This is a genomic window from Homoserinimonas sp. (assembly GCF_056262345.1).
On sequence record NZ_JBACFR010000046.1, the window covers coordinates 13,141 to 27,732 of the forward strand.

16 protein-coding genes and 1 pseudogene are annotated in these 14,592 nt (G+C 63.9%); 6 read left to right on the forward strand and 11 right to left on the reverse strand.

Annotated features, from left to right (window positions below; genetic code table 11):
• Positions 1 to 30 precede the first annotated feature (30 nt).
• Positions 31 to 1,173, reverse strand: a complete 1,143-nt coding sequence (locus tag AC062T_RS02215) for a histidinol-phosphate transaminase (RefSeq protein ID WP_476026990.1) — start codon at positions 1,171 to 1,173, stop codon at positions 31 to 33.
• A gap of 9 nt (positions 1,174 to 1,182) precedes the next feature.
• On the opposite strand from AC062T_RS02215, the gene AC062T_RS02220 reads away from it, so the two are divergent.
• Positions 1,183 to 1,587, forward strand: a complete 405-nt coding sequence (locus tag AC062T_RS02220) for a phage holin family protein (RefSeq protein ID WP_476026992.1) — start codon at positions 1,183 to 1,185, stop codon at positions 1,585 to 1,587.
• On the opposite strand, the gene AC062T_RS02225 is transcribed toward AC062T_RS02220, so the two are convergent.
• Together AC062T_RS02225 and AC062T_RS02230 are read right to left on the reverse strand one after the other, a co-directional pair.
• Positions 1,584 to 2,987, reverse strand: coding sequence for a hypothetical protein (locus AC062T_RS02225; protein WP_476026994.1), 1,404 nt, complete (start codon positions 2,985 to 2,987; stop codon positions 1,584 to 1,586). The two genes, AC062T_RS02220 and AC062T_RS02225, sit on opposite strands and share 4 nt — an antisense overlap.
• Complete coding sequence (locus AC062T_RS02230; protein WP_476026996.1) at positions 2,980 to 3,216, reverse strand: hypothetical protein; 237 nt, start codon at positions 3,214 to 3,216, stop codon at positions 2,980 to 2,982. Before AC062T_RS02230 ends, AC062T_RS02225 begins: the two co-directional genes overlap by 8 nt.
• A 149-nt stretch (positions 3,217 to 3,365) precedes the next feature.
• Here AC062T_RS02230 and AC062T_RS02235 point away from each other — a divergent pair, with 149 nt between their 5' ends.
• Both AC062T_RS02235 and purB read left to right on the forward strand, forming a co-directional pair.
• Positions 3,366 to 3,887 carry a low molecular weight protein-tyrosine-phosphatase gene (locus AC062T_RS02235; protein ID WP_476026998.1) on the forward strand — a complete coding sequence of 174 codons (522 nt, stop codon included), beginning with the start codon at positions 3,366 to 3,368 and terminating at the stop codon, positions 3,885 to 3,887.
• Positions 3,884 to 5,269: an adenylosuccinate lyase gene (purB, locus tag AC062T_RS02240; protein ID WP_476027000.1), complete on the forward strand. Its 1,386-nt coding sequence runs from the start codon at positions 3,884 to 3,886 to the stop codon at positions 5,267 to 5,269. Before AC062T_RS02235 ends, purB begins: the two co-directional genes overlap by 4 nt.
• 33 nt (positions 5,270 to 5,302) lie before the next feature.
• Here the strand turns inward: purB and AC062T_RS02245 are convergent, their stop codons facing one another.
• The 7 genes from AC062T_RS02245 to rpsF form a co-directional block, all read right to left on the reverse strand.
• Positions 5,303 to 5,575 (reverse strand): hypothetical protein, encoded by a 273-nt coding sequence (locus AC062T_RS02245; RefSeq protein WP_476027002.1) that lies wholly within the window; start codon positions 5,573 to 5,575, stop codon positions 5,303 to 5,305.
• A complete protein-coding gene (locus AC062T_RS02250) occupies positions 5,572 to 6,198 on the reverse strand; it encodes a hypothetical protein (RefSeq protein WP_476027004.1) in 627 nt (208 codons plus the stop codon). Before AC062T_RS02250 ends, AC062T_RS02245 begins: the two co-directional genes overlap by 4 nt.
• An 86-nt stretch (positions 6,199 to 6,284) precedes the next feature.
• Positions 6,285 to 7,664, reverse strand: a complete 1,380-nt coding sequence (gene dnaB, locus AC062T_RS02255; protein ID WP_476027006.1) for a replicative DNA helicase — start codon at positions 7,662 to 7,664, stop codon at positions 6,285 to 6,287.
• A 459-nt stretch (positions 7,665 to 8,123) separates the two neighbouring features.
• A complete protein-coding gene (gene rplI, locus AC062T_RS02260) occupies positions 8,124 to 8,576 on the reverse strand; it encodes a 50S ribosomal protein L9 (protein ID WP_108518593.1) in 453 nt (150 codons plus the stop codon).
• 11 nt (positions 8,577 to 8,587) lie between these two features.
• The gene (gene rpsR, locus AC062T_RS02265; RefSeq protein WP_108518595.1) at positions 8,588 to 8,851 is read right to left on the reverse strand and encodes a 30S ribosomal protein S18; all 264 of its coding nucleotides are present in this window, start codon (positions 8,849 to 8,851) and stop codon (positions 8,588 to 8,590) included.
• Positions 8,852 to 8,903: 52 nt separating this feature from the next.
• On the reverse strand, positions 8,904 to 9,404 hold the full coding sequence (locus AC062T_RS02270) for a single-stranded DNA-binding protein (RefSeq protein WP_108518597.1): 501 nt from the start codon (positions 9,402 to 9,404) through the stop codon (positions 8,904 to 8,906).
• 3 nt (positions 9,405 to 9,407) lie between these two features.
• Positions 9,408 to 9,797, reverse strand: coding sequence for a 30S ribosomal protein S6 (gene rpsF / locus AC062T_RS02275; RefSeq protein WP_108518599.1), 390 nt, complete (start codon positions 9,795 to 9,797; stop codon positions 9,408 to 9,410).
• Between the two features lie 154 nt (positions 9,798 to 9,951).
• On the opposite strand from rpsF, the gene AC062T_RS02280 reads away from it, so the two are divergent.
• The gene (locus tag AC062T_RS02280) at positions 9,952 to 11,025 is read left to right on the forward strand and encodes an inositol-3-phosphate synthase (RefSeq protein WP_476027009.1); all 1,074 of its coding nucleotides are present in this window, start codon (positions 9,952 to 9,954) and stop codon (positions 11,023 to 11,025) included.
• On the opposite strand, the gene AC062T_RS02285 is transcribed toward AC062T_RS02280, so the two are convergent.
• Positions 11,022 to 12,458: a CCA tRNA nucleotidyltransferase gene (locus tag AC062T_RS02285; protein WP_476027011.1), complete on the reverse strand. Its 1,437-nt coding sequence runs from the start codon at positions 12,456 to 12,458 to the stop codon at positions 11,022 to 11,024. The genes AC062T_RS02280 and AC062T_RS02285 overlap by 4 nt on opposite strands.
• A gap of 111 nt (positions 12,459 to 12,569) precedes the next feature.
• Here AC062T_RS02285 and AC062T_RS02290 point away from each other — a divergent pair, with 111 nt between their 5' ends.
• Both AC062T_RS02290 and AC062T_RS02295 read left to right on the forward strand, forming a co-directional pair.
• Positions 12,570 to 14,312 (forward strand): DUF6049 family protein, encoded by a 1,743-nt coding sequence (locus AC062T_RS02290; RefSeq protein WP_476027013.1) that lies wholly within the window; start codon positions 12,570 to 12,572, stop codon positions 14,310 to 14,312.
• Positions 14,309 to 14,592: pseudogene (locus AC062T_RS02295) on the forward strand (murein biosynthesis integral membrane protein MurJ); the annotation flags it as partial. The gene AC062T_RS02290 and the pseudogene AC062T_RS02295, both read left to right, overlap by 4 nt.

Below are 14,592 nucleotides of genomic sequence, written 5' to 3' on the forward strand. Positions count from 1 at the left end.
GATGCGCGCCGGGGCGGCGCAGACAAGTTCCTAATCTAACGCGGTCATATGGGGCGCCGTCGGTAGCATGCCCACAACCTCAGCCGAAGCCTTTAGGAGTTTATCCACAGATTCTGCTTCGCCGACGGTCACTCGGACGCCGTCATTGCCGAGCGCACGAGCCACGATTCCGTGGGTCAAAAACACCTCTGCCACCTCCGCAGCCCGCCCAGGGGCGGCGAACCAGACAAAGTTTCCGTGCGGCTGAGGAACCTCGAGGCCGAGCTCTCGCATGCTGTGCCACACGCTGTCGCGCCGCTCGACGATGGTGTCGACCAGCTCCATGATCTCCGCCTCATAGTGCAGTGCGGCCGCGGCCCCCCGCTGAGCGGCCTCGGTCACCGAGAGCGGGATGGCTGCCGTGCGGGCCGCCGCCAAAATCGCGCTGTTGCCGAGGGCATAGCCGATGCGAACCCCGGCAAGCCCGTATGCCTTCGAGAAGGTGCGCAGCACCACCAGATTCGCGTGCGTGCCCAGGTAATCCGTGCCGCGCACGGCATCCTCGTCTCGCGTGAACTCGATGTAGGCCTCGTCGAGCATGACGAGAAGGTCGGAGGGGACGGCAGCCATGAGCCGTTCGAACTCCGCGCGGGTGACGATGGTGCCCGTCGGGTTGTTCGGCGAGCACACGATTATTGCCCTCGTGCGGGGAGTCACGGCCGCAATCATCGCGTCGATGTCGTGGCCAGCATCCGCCCGATTGGGCACCATTACGCTCGTTGCCCCGGCGACCGTGACCAGACCGGGGTAGGCCTCGAACGAGCGCCACGAGAAGAGGACCTCATCACCGGGGCCAGCGACCGCAGAGATCAGCTGAGCAAGGATCGAGACCGAGCCTGCGCCGACGTGCACCTCGTCCACGGCGACACCGTAGCGTTCGGCGAGCAGCGCTCGGAGCTCAGTGGCCAGGGCATCGGGGTAACGGTTGGGCGAGGTGGAGGAGATCGCCGCCATGACCGCAGGATGCGTGGGGTACGGATTCTCGTTGGATGACAGCTTGAAGGCCTCCGCCGGCGCCTGCTTGCCCTGCTGATAGGCGACAGTCTGCAAAATCTCGGGACGGATGCGCACGGGGGGCTCGGTTGCTGGGCTCACTCTTCCCACTTTATTGATCGACGCCGGGGTCTGCTGCATAGTGGTGCCATGGCCCGCTTTCTTATTCGACTCGTCATCAATGCGCTCGCCCTGTGGCTCACCACCCTCCTCGTGGCCGGCGTCAGCGTGGTCTCCTACGATCCCGGCGATAACTTTGCCACCGTGCTCACCTATTTGTTGGTGGCACTCATCTTCGGGGTCGTGAATGGTTTTGTCGGCACGGCTATCCGCATCGTCGCCTTCCCGCTCTACATCCTCACGCTCGGCCTCATCTCCCTCATCGTCAATGGCCTGATGTTGCTGCTGTCGGCCTGGGTTTCTGGCCTTTTCGGCTTCGGACTCGTCGTCGACGGTTTCTGGTGGGGCGTGCTGGGCGCCGTCGTGCTGTCACTGTTCAGCTGGCTCATCTCCATCGTCTTGTGGCCCATGTTTGGTGGCGAGAAGCGCCCCTAATAACTCGCCCTCCCGGGGTGGATGCGGGTTGCCCGGTAGTCGGTTGACTCCACGCGCGTTGCCCCGAGCGAAATCCCGGCGAACACCTGCTCCGCTTTCGTCAGTCGCGCTTCGTGCGACGCGTCAACGAGCGCTGCGGTCTCGATGTAAAGACCGATGTCGTGGGCGGGCAGTACGCCGTGGGGCACCTGCCCACCATCGAAGACGGCGCGGCTCGCCACAATGGTGTCGTTGCTTTTGTGAAAGCCGGTCGTGGCGGTGACCACGTCTTCGTCGTGCTCCAATGCCACGTGCACCGCGTCCGATCGCTGCAGGTCCATCGCGGGGCTCCCCAGCGTGAGCAGGCCCACGGTGTTGTAGTTGCCGGAGTCTGCGTGCACCGTTGCCGTGGTGGCCCCCTGCGAGTACCCCACGAAGGCGATCGGCGATTCCGCCGTAACGCCCGCTTCAGCCAGCGCCAGCTCAACGGCTCTGAGCGACCCGGAATCGCCCATCCCCACTGCGGAGAGGTTGCTCGTCATGTCAAAAGGTTCGGTCGTTGACTCAAGCCCGCCATCCCTCGTTCCCCCGATGTAGACGACGAACCGGTCGGCTTCGCCCGGGATTACATAGCGCTCGACCGTAATCTGTTCGTCGCCCGTCGGCACTCGGGAGGCGTGATCTGCAAACGACTTCGGCACGCTTGTGGAGGTGGTCTTTCGCGCTTCAACCTGCACCGGCGTCTCTCGCAAAGCGCCCACACTCCGGGCTGCTCCCGTCACCACCGCCGCCGAAGTACCGACTCCGAGAATTCCAAGACCCTCTGACCCCAAGAGCGCATGCAGTTGAGGGGGAACCCTGAGTAGCCCCATGCCCGCATCGTCCGCACTTTCGGCGGCGAGCCGCACCGCATCGACGAACCGGGGGTCGGAGAGAACACCCGACCGGTGCGTGAACCAGCCGAGAAGCGCTGCCCGCTCGTCGCGAGGCATGAACATGATGCTCCCGAGAATCACGGTCGCGCCGGGCATCAGCGCGACACCGAGGATGGGCCACAGCGTTCCCAGTCGGTAGGCGAGTGTGGCGGCCGCCGACTGCGCCAGGTTCTCGGCGAACCGCTCCGCAACCCCGTAGCCGAATGCCGCGGCCTCGAGCTTCACGCTGATGGACCGTGCCAGCAGTTCCGCCCGCCACAGCGCCTCCGCCGAATCTCGGATCGCCTCTTCGGCCCGCACGGCAGAAACCGGTGCGTCATGCTCAACGATCGCGCTTTCTTTGATCACCGTGTCGATGGAGTCGAGGCGGTGACGACACGTGCCCGCTGCTGAGATGAAACGGCGAAGCGCGGTGGCGTGTTCTCCGATCTCCCCCGTTGACACCGCAACGGAGCCTCCACCAGAGACCGTGAGCGGGTCAGCCACGGCCGGCCATCGTCGTCTCGGCCTGGATGGTCGCCGCGACGGCTCTGCCGAGTTCGGCATGGGCCTTGCTGGCCTCGCTCCTGATCAGCATCATCCGAAGCCAGTACTGCGTTTGCGCCGGGCCCATCCACGCCCGCGGGGGCACAGGGGGGAGGCAGGCAAGGGCCTCGTCGAGTCGCGACATTTCCGCCGCGAGAAGCTGCCTCTGCAGCCTGAGTGCGTCGAGCATTCTGTTCCTCTCCTCGGCCACCGCGCCAACCCTGCCCGCGTCGTTCTGTGGCCACGGCAGCCCGAGCCCGAAGGGGGGAAGGCGGAGTGCGCGTCTCGCTGGGGAGGACAGGCTCACCGGCGGAGCAAGAACTGCGCGACAATAGACACATGAGCTTCGACCGCCTCCCCGACGAGTCGGCTCTTTTTCGCATCTGCTTCGTGTGCACGGGCAATATTTGCCGCTCACCGATGGCGGAATCGATCTTTCGCGACATCGCCACGCGTGCGGGGTACGACGGCGTGATCTCGGTCATGTCAGCCGGAACCGGTGACTGGCACGTCGGCGAACGTTCCGATGAGCGCACCATTTCTGCCCTCTCCCAGCACGGTTTCGACGGCACCTCGCACAGGGCCCGCCAGTTCGACCCCGATTGGTTTGATCGTCTCGACCTGGTCGTCGCCTTCGACCGCAGTCACGAGCGCATTCTCAAGGCGTGGGCCTCGAATCCTGCAGACCGCAGCAAAGTGCACCTTCTCCTCAGCTTCGACCAAGAGCAGCAACAACTCGATGTTCCCGACCCCTACTATTCCGACGCAGCACTCTTCGACAGCGTGCTGCGGATGATTCACCAGGCAAGCGCGGCATTGTTCCGCCAGATTGAGCCGGCCGTCCGGCGAGGAGTTTCATGACCCCCCTTCCCATCCAGCCCCTTAGCCCTCTCGACGGCCGCTACCGCGCCGCAGTGAGCGACCTGGGGGAGTACCTCTCCGAAGCAGGGCTCAACCGGGCTCGCGTGCAGGTCGAGGTCGAGTGGCTCATCTTCTTGACCGACCGCAGCTTCGCCGGCTCGAGCCCGCTCACGGACGACCAGAAGGCATCGCTGCGCGCGGTCGTGACCGACTTTGGTCAGGATGCCATCGATGCCCTCGCCCGCGAAGAAGCCGTCACGCGCCACGACGTTAAGGCCGTCGAGTATTACGTGCGCGCGCAGCTCTCGCGCCTCGGCCTCGACTCGATCGCCGAGCTCACCCATTTCGCCTGCACGAGCGAGGACATCAACAACCTCTCGTACGCGCTCACGATTCGGTCGGCCGTTGCCGAGGTGTGGCGCCCGCGCATCCAGACGCTCGTCGACACCCTGGCCGAGCGTGCCGTCGCCCACCGTGATGCCGCAATGCTCGCGCTCACCCACGGCCAGCCCGCAACGCCCACAACGATGGGCAAGGAGCTCGCGGTGTTCGTTCACCGCCTGCGCCGCGTTCTCGACCGCATCGACCGGGTGGAATACCTCGGCAAGTTCAGCGGCGCGACGGGCACCTTCGCCGCACACGCGTCCGCCGATCCCGCTCAGGACTGGCCCGCCCTGTCCCAGGAGTTCGTCGAAGGCCTTGGCCTCACGTTCAACCCGCTGACGACCCAGATCGAGTCGCACGACTGGCAGGCAGAGCTCTACCAGGCCATCGATCATGCCGGCCGCATCCTGCACAACCTGTGCACGGATGTGTGGACCTACATTTCGATGGGCTACTTCACGCAGGTTCCCGTCAAGGGTGCGACGGGCTCGTCGACGATGCCCCACAAGATCAACCCGATCCGGTTCGAGAACGCCGAGGCCAACCTGGAGATCGCGGGCGCCCTGCTCGAATCACTCGCGCAGACGCTCGTGACCTCGCGCCTTCAGCGCGACCTCACCGACTCCACAACGCAGCGCAACATCGGCGTCGCGTTCGGTCACTCCCTGCTCGCGATCGACAACATTCAGCGGGGTCTCGCCGAGATCAACCTCAACGAGGCAAAGCTGGCCGCCGATCTCAATGTCAATTGGGAGGTGCTGGCCGAGGCGATTCAGACCGTCGTTCGCGCCGAGGTCACCGCTGGCCGCAGCAGCATCACGGACCCGTATGCCCTGCTCAAGGAGCTCACGCGCGGCAACCGGGTGGATCAGCAGCAGCTCATCGCGTTCGTCACCGGTCTCGACATCGGCGACGACGCCAAGGCCCGCCTTGTCGAGCTGACGCCGGCCACCTACACCGGTCTCGCCTCGCAGCTCGTGGATCGCCTGCTCAGCTAGCCGCGGGGCAGCGGCACGGGCAGGGGCATGCTGCTAGTGAGCGTCGGTTGAGCCGTCGTTCTTGCGCAGAACGCCGCCAGAGCGCTCATCGAGTTCTTCTTGCTCGGCCTCACCGGGCTTCATGGCGATCGCCAGGAGTGCGAGAGTCAGCAGCGCGAGGATGAAGATCACGCCAAAGCCGATGATGGTGATGAGTACGTCGCGGGTGGTAGCGAGAATGATGAGGCCGCAGAAGACCCCGATCGCCGCCGCGATGCCGAGGTACTCATAGGGTCGCATCACATCTTTGCGGGTGGGTTGGGTCATGGTGAAACTCCTGTTGTGGGCTCGGGCTGCCCTGATGAATTCGTTGTGTCAGCGGCAGTGACCGCCCATTTGAGCGAGAGCCCGGCGATGATCAGATAGACGCCGAGCAGAACGCAGTAGGCACCCAAAAGTCCGACGGCCAGAAGCGAGTCCGGCGGGATCAGCACAAACACGATCGCCAGCAGCATCGTGGCTGCGCCGACGGTGAGCCAGTCGCGGGCGACCGCCGTGCCGCGATTGCGCTGGCCCGCATACAGCTCGAGTGCGCCGGTGAGGGCGGCATAGGCGGCGAGCATTGCGAGAAGCGCCGCTGCGCTTGTGGCAACGGCGAGAAGCAGGAGAGCGACAGCGCCGAGCACGATGCCGATAATGCCCTGACCGGTCGTGATGCGCCGCGTCGTTCGATCCTGGACGCGCCGCGCACCGAAGAGGGCCATAACCAGACCGGATGCGATGGCGAAAACTGCGAAATAGATGAGGCCGATCGAGGCCGAGTGATCAGCGATAAACGTGATCGCAAGCCCAACCGCGAGCGCGGGAATGGCACGCACGATGGGCACGGGCCAGTAAGCGGCGTCGCCGCTGGAATGAACCGACGCGGCCGGAGCCTGGCGTGACGACACGGAGCCTCTTCCTGCAAGTAAACGAACCCTGCAAGTCTACCGCCGCGTTCCTGCGCCGCCGTCGAGAGGGCGCCGCTTTCGATGAGCTACATCGGCGCCATGTCGGTAAACCGCGAGAAGTGGCCCTGAAAGGCCACCGTCACGGTGCGGGTGGGGCCGTTACGGTGCTTGGCGACGATGAGGTCGGCCTCGCCCGCACGCGGGTTGTCTTTCTCGTAGGCGCTCTCGCGGTGCAACAGGATGACCATGTCGGCATCCTGCTCGATCGAGCCCGATTCACGAAGGTCGGAGATCTGGGGCATCTTGTCGGAGCGCTGCTCGGGGCCACGGTTTAGCTGCGAGAGCGCGATGACGGGAACCTGAAGCTCCTTGGCCATGAGCTTGAGGGCACGGGAGAACTCCGAGACCTCCTGCTGACGCGATTCGACGCGCTTGCCGGATGTCATGAGCTGCAGATAGTCGATGACGACGAGCTTGAGCCCGACCTTCTGTTTGAGGCGGCGAGCCTTGGCGCGGATCTCGACGAGCGTCATGTTGGGGCTGTCGTCGATGTAGAGGGGGGCGTCGTTGATGCGGCCACGGGTGGATGCGATGGTCGTCCAGTCGCGGGATTCGACGGTTCCCTTGCGCATCGCCTGGAGGGGAACGGCAGACTCTGCCGAGAGCAGACGCATCGCAATCTCAGAGCGGCCCATTTCGAGCGAGAAGAAGATCGACGGCATGTCGTGCTTGATGGAGGCGGATCGGGCAAAGTCGAGCGCAAGCGTCGACTTTCCGAGTGCCGGTCGTGCCGCGACGATAATCATCTGGCCCGGGTGAAACCCGTTGGTCAGGTCGACGAGCTCAGAGAACCCCGTGGGCACGCCGGTCATGCTGCCGTCTTTGCACCGGGCCGCCTCGATCTCGTCGATCGCTGCAGTCACGGCTTCGGTGAGGGGAACGTAGTCTTCAGCTTCGACGCCGCCAGCAACGCCGTAGATCTCAGCCTGAGCATTGTTGACGAGGTCGGTGACTTCTCCCTCGCTGGCGTAACCCATCTGAACAATGCGGGTCCCTGCCTCGACGAGGCGCCGGAGTACGGCCTTCTCGGCGACGATCTCGGCGTAGAACCCGGCGTTGGCTGCTGTCGGTACGACGCCCGTGAGCGTGTGAAGGTATTCGGCGCCGCCAGCGCGGCCGATTTCGCCCGACTTAGTGAGCTCGTCGGTCACAGCGATCACATCGGTGGGCTCGCCGTGCGAGTACAGGCTGAGGATCGCGTCGAAGATGATCTCGTGCTTGGGGATGTAGAAGTCGACAGCCCGCACCGATTCGATTACATCGGCCGTGGCATCCTTGCTCAGCATCATTCCACCGAGGGCGCTCTGCTCGGCGAGCAGGTCATGCGGCGGCGTTCTCTCTGACGTGCGCGGTTCAGAGGGTCGCTCAGAAGACGAGCCGGCCAGCCCCAGGTGGGCTATAGACATCGTTCGCCTTTCGTTCGTTGCTTGCAGTAGTCATATCGCGCACTGCCGACATTGCCCGCGCATGGCGATGGTGGGCAGCGCGTCGAGGTCGGGTAAGTCGGGTTCTGTGCGGGGGTGCGCCGGCGCTAATGCAGTGCACCCTGGGCCAAGGCTAGGAAGCTCAATCGAAGACCACAAGCTACCCTGTGGATAACCCTGTGGAATTAACCGACGAAACGCCGATCATGTTGTGCACAACCTGTGGAGAGTCCTGGGGATATCCGAATTGTTTTCGGCACTAAAGGCGCTCTGACCAGGGATTTTAATTTCCACATGGTGTGTGTAGAAACATGTTTAGAGTTCTGGTTGAGAGTTGTGCTGTACGCGATGCAACTGTGTACAAGTTCTTGACACGGAGCCTTAAAAAGCAGTAGCGGCGAGCCGAAGCCCACCGCTACTGCGGAACCCTGTGAGGGGATACTACTTAGCGGCAACCACCTGAACGGTGATCGTCGCTACGAGGTCGTCGCGCAGGCGAACAGTCGCCTCGTGCTCGCCCGTCATCTTGATCGGCGAGGTGATCTCGATCTTGCGTTTGTCGACGGAGCCGAGGCCCGCAGCGGCAACCGCGTCAGCGATGTCGGAGTTCTTGACCGACCCAAAGAGCCGGCCCTCCTTGCCCGCCTTGATGGAGAGCTTGACCTTGTTGGCCTCGAGCTTTGCCTTGAGGTCCTTGGCTTCTTCGATCGTTGCGTGCTCACGAGCCGCGCGAGCGGCCTTGATCTGCTCGATCTGCTTTTCGCCACCGCGGCTCCACGCCACGGCGAGGCCCTGCGGAACGAGGTAGTTACGAGCGAACCCGTTCTTGACCTCGATGACGTCACCCGGTGCGCCGAGGCCAGAGACCTCGTGCGTCAGAATCAGCTTTGACATGTCATTGCTCCTTAACGGCCTGAGCCGGCGTAGGGGAGCAGTGCCATCTCGCGTGCGTTCTTAACCGCACGAGCGATGAGGCGCTGTTCCTGGACGGAGACACCGGTGATGCGACGGGCGCGAATCTTTCCACGCTCCGAGATGAACTTGCGAAGGGTTGCGACGTCCTTGTAATCAATGACGCCAACGCGAATGGACTTCGCGGGGGCGGCGTTCTTGCCGCCCTTCGTGTTGCGGAGTGGCTTGCGGCGATCGCCGCTGCTCTTTCCAGCCATGGTTATTCCTTACGGTTTGAATTCGAGCCGGTACGCGGAGTGCGCGTGCGGCCTAGAAAGGGGTCTCGTCGTTGAAGCTGCCGGGCGTGTTCCACACGTCCCCGCCAGAGTTCGACGATGCGGGAGCAGAAGCAGCCCACGGCTCATCGGCGATCGGACCGCGAGCACCGCCGCCACCCTCGCGAGAGGACGACGTGCGGGTGATCTGTGCGGTGGCGTAGCGCAGGCTCGGACCGATCTCATCGATCTCGATCTCAAAGCTGGTGCGCTTTTCGCCTTCCTTCGTCTCGTATGAGCGCTGCTTCAGGCGGCCAGTGGCAATGACGCGAGAACCCTTGGTGAGGGATCCGGCGACATGTTCGGCAAACTCGCGCCACACACTCGCGCGAAGGAACAGCGCTTCGCCGTCCTTCCACTCGTTGCTCGCACGGTCGAAGGTGCGCGGCGTGGAGGCGATGGTGAAGTTAGCAACCGCTAGCCCGTTCTGCGTGTAGCGCAGCTCAGGGTCGCTCGTGAGGTTGCCCACAACAGTGATGACGGTTTCGCCGGCCATTGACTACTCGCTCTTCGCGGGAGCGGCCGGAGCGGCCGAGCTGGCGGCTGCCTTGCGAGCGGCCTTCTCCTCGGAAAGCTTTGCGGCAGCGGCGACCTGTGCGATTGCCTCTTCAGCCCGCAGCACCTTGGTGCGCATGACGGCTTCGCTGAGCTTGAGCTGACGGTCGAGCTCGACGGTGGCCGACGCGTTCGCGGTCATCTCGACGACGGCGTAGATGCCCTCGGCCTTCTTGTTGATCTCGTAAGCCAGACGGCGCTTACCCCAGACATCAACCTTGTCAATGGTTCCACCGTCATTGCGAATGACGTTGAGGAACTTGTCAAGGCTGGGAGCCACGGTGCGCTCATCGATCTCCGGATCGAGAATTACCATTAGTTCGTACTGATGCATGACTAACCCACCTCCTTTGGACTCAAACGGCCATAGACGTTCTATGGCAGGAGGGTTTTGGCATCGTTGTCTGCAGAGGAGCCGGATCGGCGCATACGGACAACCTGTCTAGTGTAGTCAGAACATCCCATCACTATCAAGGAGCTCTATCTCAATGTCGATTCGGGTCGCCATCGCGGGCGTCGGAAACTGCGCAAACTCACTCATCCAGGGAGTGACGTTCTACCGCGACGCGGATGACAACGAAACTATCCCCGGTCTCATGCACACCACGTTCGGGCCATACGCCGTCCGCGACCTCGAATTTGTCGCGGCGTTCGATGTGGATGCCGAGAAGGTTGGGGTCGATCTCGCCGACGCTATGTGGGCGAGCCAGAACAACACGCTTCGCTTCGCCGAGGTCCCACCGACAGGCGTCACCGTGCTGCGCGGCCCGACCCTTGACGGGCTCGGAGAGTACTACCGGGACATGGTCGACGAGTCAGAGGCGACACCGGTCGATGTTGCTCAGGCACTGCGCGATGCCCGCGCCGACGTGCTCGTCTGCTACCTGCCCGTCGGGTCTGAGGATGCTGCCAAGTACTACGCCCAGGCCGCGATTGACGCCGGCGTCGCATTCGTCAACGCCCTCCCCGTCTTCATCGCTAGCGACCCCGTCTGGGCTGCGAAGTTCACTGAAGCGGGCATCCCCATCGTCGGGGACGACATCAAGAGCCAGCTCGGCGCCACGATCACGCACCGCGTGCTCGCCCGCCTGTTTGAGGAGCGAGGGCTCGTGCTCGACCGCACCTACCAGCTCAACGTTGGCGGCAACATGGACTTCAAGAACATGCTCGAGCGCAAGCGTCTTGCCTCCAAGAAGATCTCCAAGACTCAGGCCGTGACGAGCAATGTCGACCAGGAGATCAAGGCTGAGCACGTGCACATCGGGCCGAGCGACTACGTTCCGTGGCTTGACGACCGCAAGATGGCGTTCGTTCGCCTCGAAGGCCATGGGTTCGGCAACGCTCCCACGAGCCTCGAATACAAGCTCGAAGTCTGGGACTCACCGAACTCCGCCGGTGTCATCATCGACGCTGTCCGCGCCGCCAAGATTGCTCTCGATGCCGGCCTGGGCGGGCCAATCGAATCGGCATCCGCTTACTTTATGAAGTCCCCGGCCAAGCAGTACCCGGACCCGGTTGCCCGCGAGCTGCTCGAGAGATTCATCACCGACAACGCTCGCTAGGCCTCACTGCGGGCTGCATGCCATGCCCTGAGACGACGGGTGGCCTCCTCCTCACCGAGGGGGCCCTCGTCGAGGCGCAGCTCCAGCAGAAAGCGGTAAGCCTCACCCACTTCGCGCCCCGGCCGGATGCCGAGCAATGCCATGATCTGCTCTCCGTCGAGGTCGGGTCGCACTGCGGCGAGCTCCTCCTGCTCTGAGAGAACCCGGATGCGCGCCTCAAGATCGTCATAGGCATGCGCGAGCCTTGCGGCCTTGCGTCGATTGCGAGTCGTGACGTCGGCGCGAGTGAGAATATGTAACCGCTCGAGCAGGTCACCGGCATCGCGGACATAACGGCGAACGGCAGAATCGGTCCACGCACCCTCGGTGTACCCGAAGAAGCGCAGATGAAGCTCGATGAGCTTGGATACGTGCGAAATCGTCTCTTTATCGAACCTCAGGGCACGTAGCCGCTTTGCCGCGAGCTTGGCTCCGACCACATCGTGGTGGTGGAACGTGACAACTCCGCCCCCCTCGGTGCGCTTCGTCGCCGGTTTTCCGATGTCGTGGAGCAGCGCGGCAAGGCGCAGCACGACATCCGGAGAAGCGCCAGGCGTCGCCCGCTGCTTCTCCAGCTCGATCGCCTGATCAAGCACCGTGAGGCTGTGCTCATAGACATCCTTGTGATGCGCGTGCTCATCCACCTGAAGGCGAAGGGCCGGAATCTCGGGGATAACCTGTTCGGCCAATCCCGTGTCGACGAGCAGTTCGATTCCGGCGCGCGGAGCATCCGTTGCCATGAGCTTGGTGAGTTCGTCGCTGACCCTCTCGAGGGAGATGATCGAGAGACGCTCAGCCAGGGCCGCCATCGCCTCTTTGACCTCATCGGTCACCGTGAAACCGAGTTGTGACGTGAACCGCGCCGCGCGCATCATGCGCAGGGGATCGTCGCCGAAGGAGACCTCGGGGGCAGACGGCGTCGAAAGACGGCCGGCCAGCAGGTCGTCCATTCCCCCGGAAGGGTCGACCAGTTTCTGCTCTGGCAGCCGAAGCGCCATCGCATTCACGGTGAAATCCCGGCGCACGAGGTCGTCTTCGAGGCTCGTTCCGAACTCCACCTCTGGCTTGCGTGTCTCACCGTCGTACGCATCCGTGCGATATGTCGTGATTTCGACGGTGTGACCATCGATCACGGCTCCGATCGTGCCGAAGGCACGGCCGATATCCCAGTGCGCGGATGCGAGAGGGGCCACGATTGCGAGGATCTGATCCGGCAGAGCGTCTGTCGTGAAGTCGAGATCGTGCAGCTCTCTGCCGAGAAATGCGTCGCGAACGGGCCCGCCCACGAGGGCGAGCTCGTAACCCGCGGAGTGAAACGCCGTCGCGAGGCGGGAGATGTGCGGGGACTCCGCGAGAGCGGCAAGCCGCGTGATTGCCGTGGCGACGCTATGCATCCGTTAAGCGTAGTCGGGCATCCTGCCCCTCGCCGCGCCACCAGCAACTCCTCGGACGCTCACCCCTAGAATCGTCCCTATGCTGGCCCGCGTTATGAATGGAGCCGGCCGATGCCCCTGACGTTTATTGCACGGGTGGGCGCTGCCCTCCTCAGCACTGCACTCGCGTTCGGTGGCACGGTCGCGTCGCCGACGACTCCGGATCCCGGCTTGCTTGCCCCCGCGGCCACCAATGGCCTGCCGACGAGCCTCGCCATTGCCGCCACCATCACGGTGCCTGAGCAGACAACCCAGCTGATCTCCCCCGAGAACCTCGAGGCCTATACCCAGCCCAACGGCGTTCTCAACCGGCAGCTCGACGCTTTTTATGGCCAGCCCGTCGCCCTCGGAATCGATCCGATGATTCTGGCCTCCATCCGCATCCTCGGAACGAGCGCCCCCTCATCCGCCGTGTCCTGGCTGGAGCGGCTGGAGGGTGCCCCCAACGAGACCTTTTCGCTGGCCTATGCCGACGCCGATGTCGCCACCCTGGCCCAGGCGGGCCTCGGCAGCATCACCGTGCCCACCGACTTCACGGTTGACCCGAACCTGTTTCCCGAAGCCCCAGCCCCCTCGGAGTCGGCCACAGCCGGGCCCGATGAAACCATCTCCCCGACCATCGCTCCCGGCGATGAGGATGATGCCGGTTCTGAAGAAACAGAGCCGGAATCGATGGTTCCCACGGGGGAGCAGCTTGTGGACCTGCCCTTCACGCTTGCCGCGATGATGTGGCCGAGGGAATCCACCGTCGTCACCACAGATCTCCCCGTGTTTAACGCGGCCGGTCCCGTCACGACGATTCTCGACTCCACCAATGTGTCGTATGTGCGGGATGCTATCCCCGCCTCCGCCCGCATCGGCGACAGCGCCGCCCTCGTCGCCACAAGCGACATCTCAGCGCTTCTGCGGGAGGCGGGATCGGCGGGGTCCGACGCCGCGTGGGTGGCGGCCATGGCCGAACTCACCGCAGCACTGGCCGGATGGACCGCTGGCGACTCCACAGTGCTGGCAACCTTTGGTCGTGACATCCCGTTCAGCACCAACCGAATCCCCGCGACGATCGCCGCCCTGACGGCGACCCCCGGCATTGTCGTAACCTCGCTCGCTGCCACCATGGATGAGGCTGCGGTCGACGCGTCGATCGTCGACCAGCCCGTCGGCGCCGACCGCGTTGCCCTGGTTGCCGGGATGCTCGCAACGGAACCCGCGATCGCGCAGTTTTCGAGCATCCTCGAAACTCCGTCGTTGATCACGGGGGAGCGGCGGCGCACGCTTCTCGCGCTTGCCTCCACCGCGTGGGTTGATTCGACGAGCGACTGGCCCGCCGAGGTGGGTGCCTACGTCGACCGGAGCACCGAGATTCTGGAATCGGTGCAGGTGCTGGAGAGCAGCACCATCAACTTGCTCAGCGAGACGGGCGATCTGCCCGTCACGGTGAGCAATGCCCTGCCCTACCCCGTCACTGTCTATGTGACCGTGACCTCGAACACCGCCATCCTCGACGTTCTCGAGGGACGGGTGGCGGTAACCGTCGAAGGGGGTTCCCAGAGCCGCGCTGCGATCCCCGTGCAGTCGATCGCTAACGGAACCGCCTCGCTCGTGGTGACGCTCTCGAGCGTCACGAATGTGCCCATCTCAAGCCCCACCTACATGACCACCAATGTTCAGGCCGGGTGGGATACCGCGTTCACGACGATCGTGGCGGTGCTGGTGCTTCTCATGTTCATCGGGGGCATCATCAGAACCATTCGACGCCGCCGGCGGTTGAAGGCTGAGGCGGCAGCAGCACAGAGCATTGCGGGGCCCGCCGCATGACGGTGAGCGACGACACGCCCCGGGGAATGGGCCGTTCCAGCGCCCTTCTCGCCTCGGGAACGATGGTGAGCCGCATTCTCGGGTTCGTCAAGGCGATCGTTTTGGCGCAGGCCATCGGCCTGTCGGCATCGGCTGCTGCCGATGCGTTCGGAGCGGCAAACCAACTGCCGAACAATATCTACGCCCTGATCGCTGGCGGGGTTCTTGGCGCGATCCTGGTGCCGCAGATCGTGCGAGCGGGTCTCCACGACGATGGCGGCCAGCGTTACATCAACAAGCT

What these genes read in the sequence shown, in the direction of transcription:
- AC062T_RS02215 (WP_476026990.1), bottom strand. Translation starts at nt 1,173, where the DNA reads ATGCAGCAGACCCCGGCGTCGATCAATAAAGTGGGAAGAGTGAGCCCA.
- AC062T_RS02220 (WP_476026992.1), top strand. Translation starts at nt 1,183, where the DNA reads ATGGCCCGCTTTCTTATTCGACTCGTCATCAATGCGCTCGCCCTGTGG.
- AC062T_RS02230 (WP_476026996.1), bottom strand. Translation starts at nt 3,216, where the DNA reads ATGCTCGACGCACTCAGGCTGCAGAGGCAGCTTCTCGCGGCGGAAATG.
- AC062T_RS02235 (WP_476026998.1), top strand. Translation starts at nt 3,366, where the DNA reads ATGAGCTTCGACCGCCTCCCCGACGAGTCGGCTCTTTTTCGCATCTGC.
- purB (WP_476027000.1), top strand. Translation starts at nt 3,884, where the DNA reads ATGACCCCCCTTCCCATCCAGCCCCTTAGCCCTCTCGACGGCCGCTAC.
- AC062T_RS02245 (WP_476027002.1), bottom strand. Translation starts at nt 5,575, where the DNA reads ATGACCCAACCCACCCGCAAAGATGTGATGCGACCCTATGAGTACCTC.
- dnaB (WP_476027006.1), bottom strand. Translation starts at nt 7,664, where the DNA reads ATGTCTATAGCCCACCTGGGGCTGGCCGGCTCGTCTTCTGAGCGACCC.
- rplI (WP_108518593.1), bottom strand. Translation starts at nt 8,576, where the DNA reads ATGTCAAAGCTGATTCTGACGCACGAGGTCTCTGGCCTCGGCGCACCG.
- rpsR (WP_108518595.1), bottom strand. Translation starts at nt 8,851, where the DNA reads ATGGCTGGAAAGAGCAGCGGCGATCGCCGCAAGCCACTCCGCAACACG.
- AC062T_RS02270 (WP_108518597.1), bottom strand. Translation starts at nt 9,404, where the DNA reads ATGGCCGGCGAAACCGTCATCACTGTTGTGGGCAACCTCACGAGCGAC.
- rpsF (WP_108518599.1), bottom strand. Translation starts at nt 9,797, where the DNA reads ATGCATCAGTACGAACTAATGGTAATTCTCGATCCGGAGATCGATGAG.
- AC062T_RS02280 (WP_476027009.1), top strand. Translation starts at nt 9,952, where the DNA reads ATGTCGATTCGGGTCGCCATCGCGGGCGTCGGAAACTGCGCAAACTCA.
- AC062T_RS02285 (WP_476027011.1), bottom strand. Translation starts at nt 12,458, where the DNA reads ATGCATAGCGTCGCCACGGCAATCACGCGGCTTGCCGCTCTCGCGGAG.
- AC062T_RS02290 (WP_476027013.1), top strand. Translation starts at nt 12,570, where the DNA reads ATGCCCCTGACGTTTATTGCACGGGTGGGCGCTGCCCTCCTCAGCACT.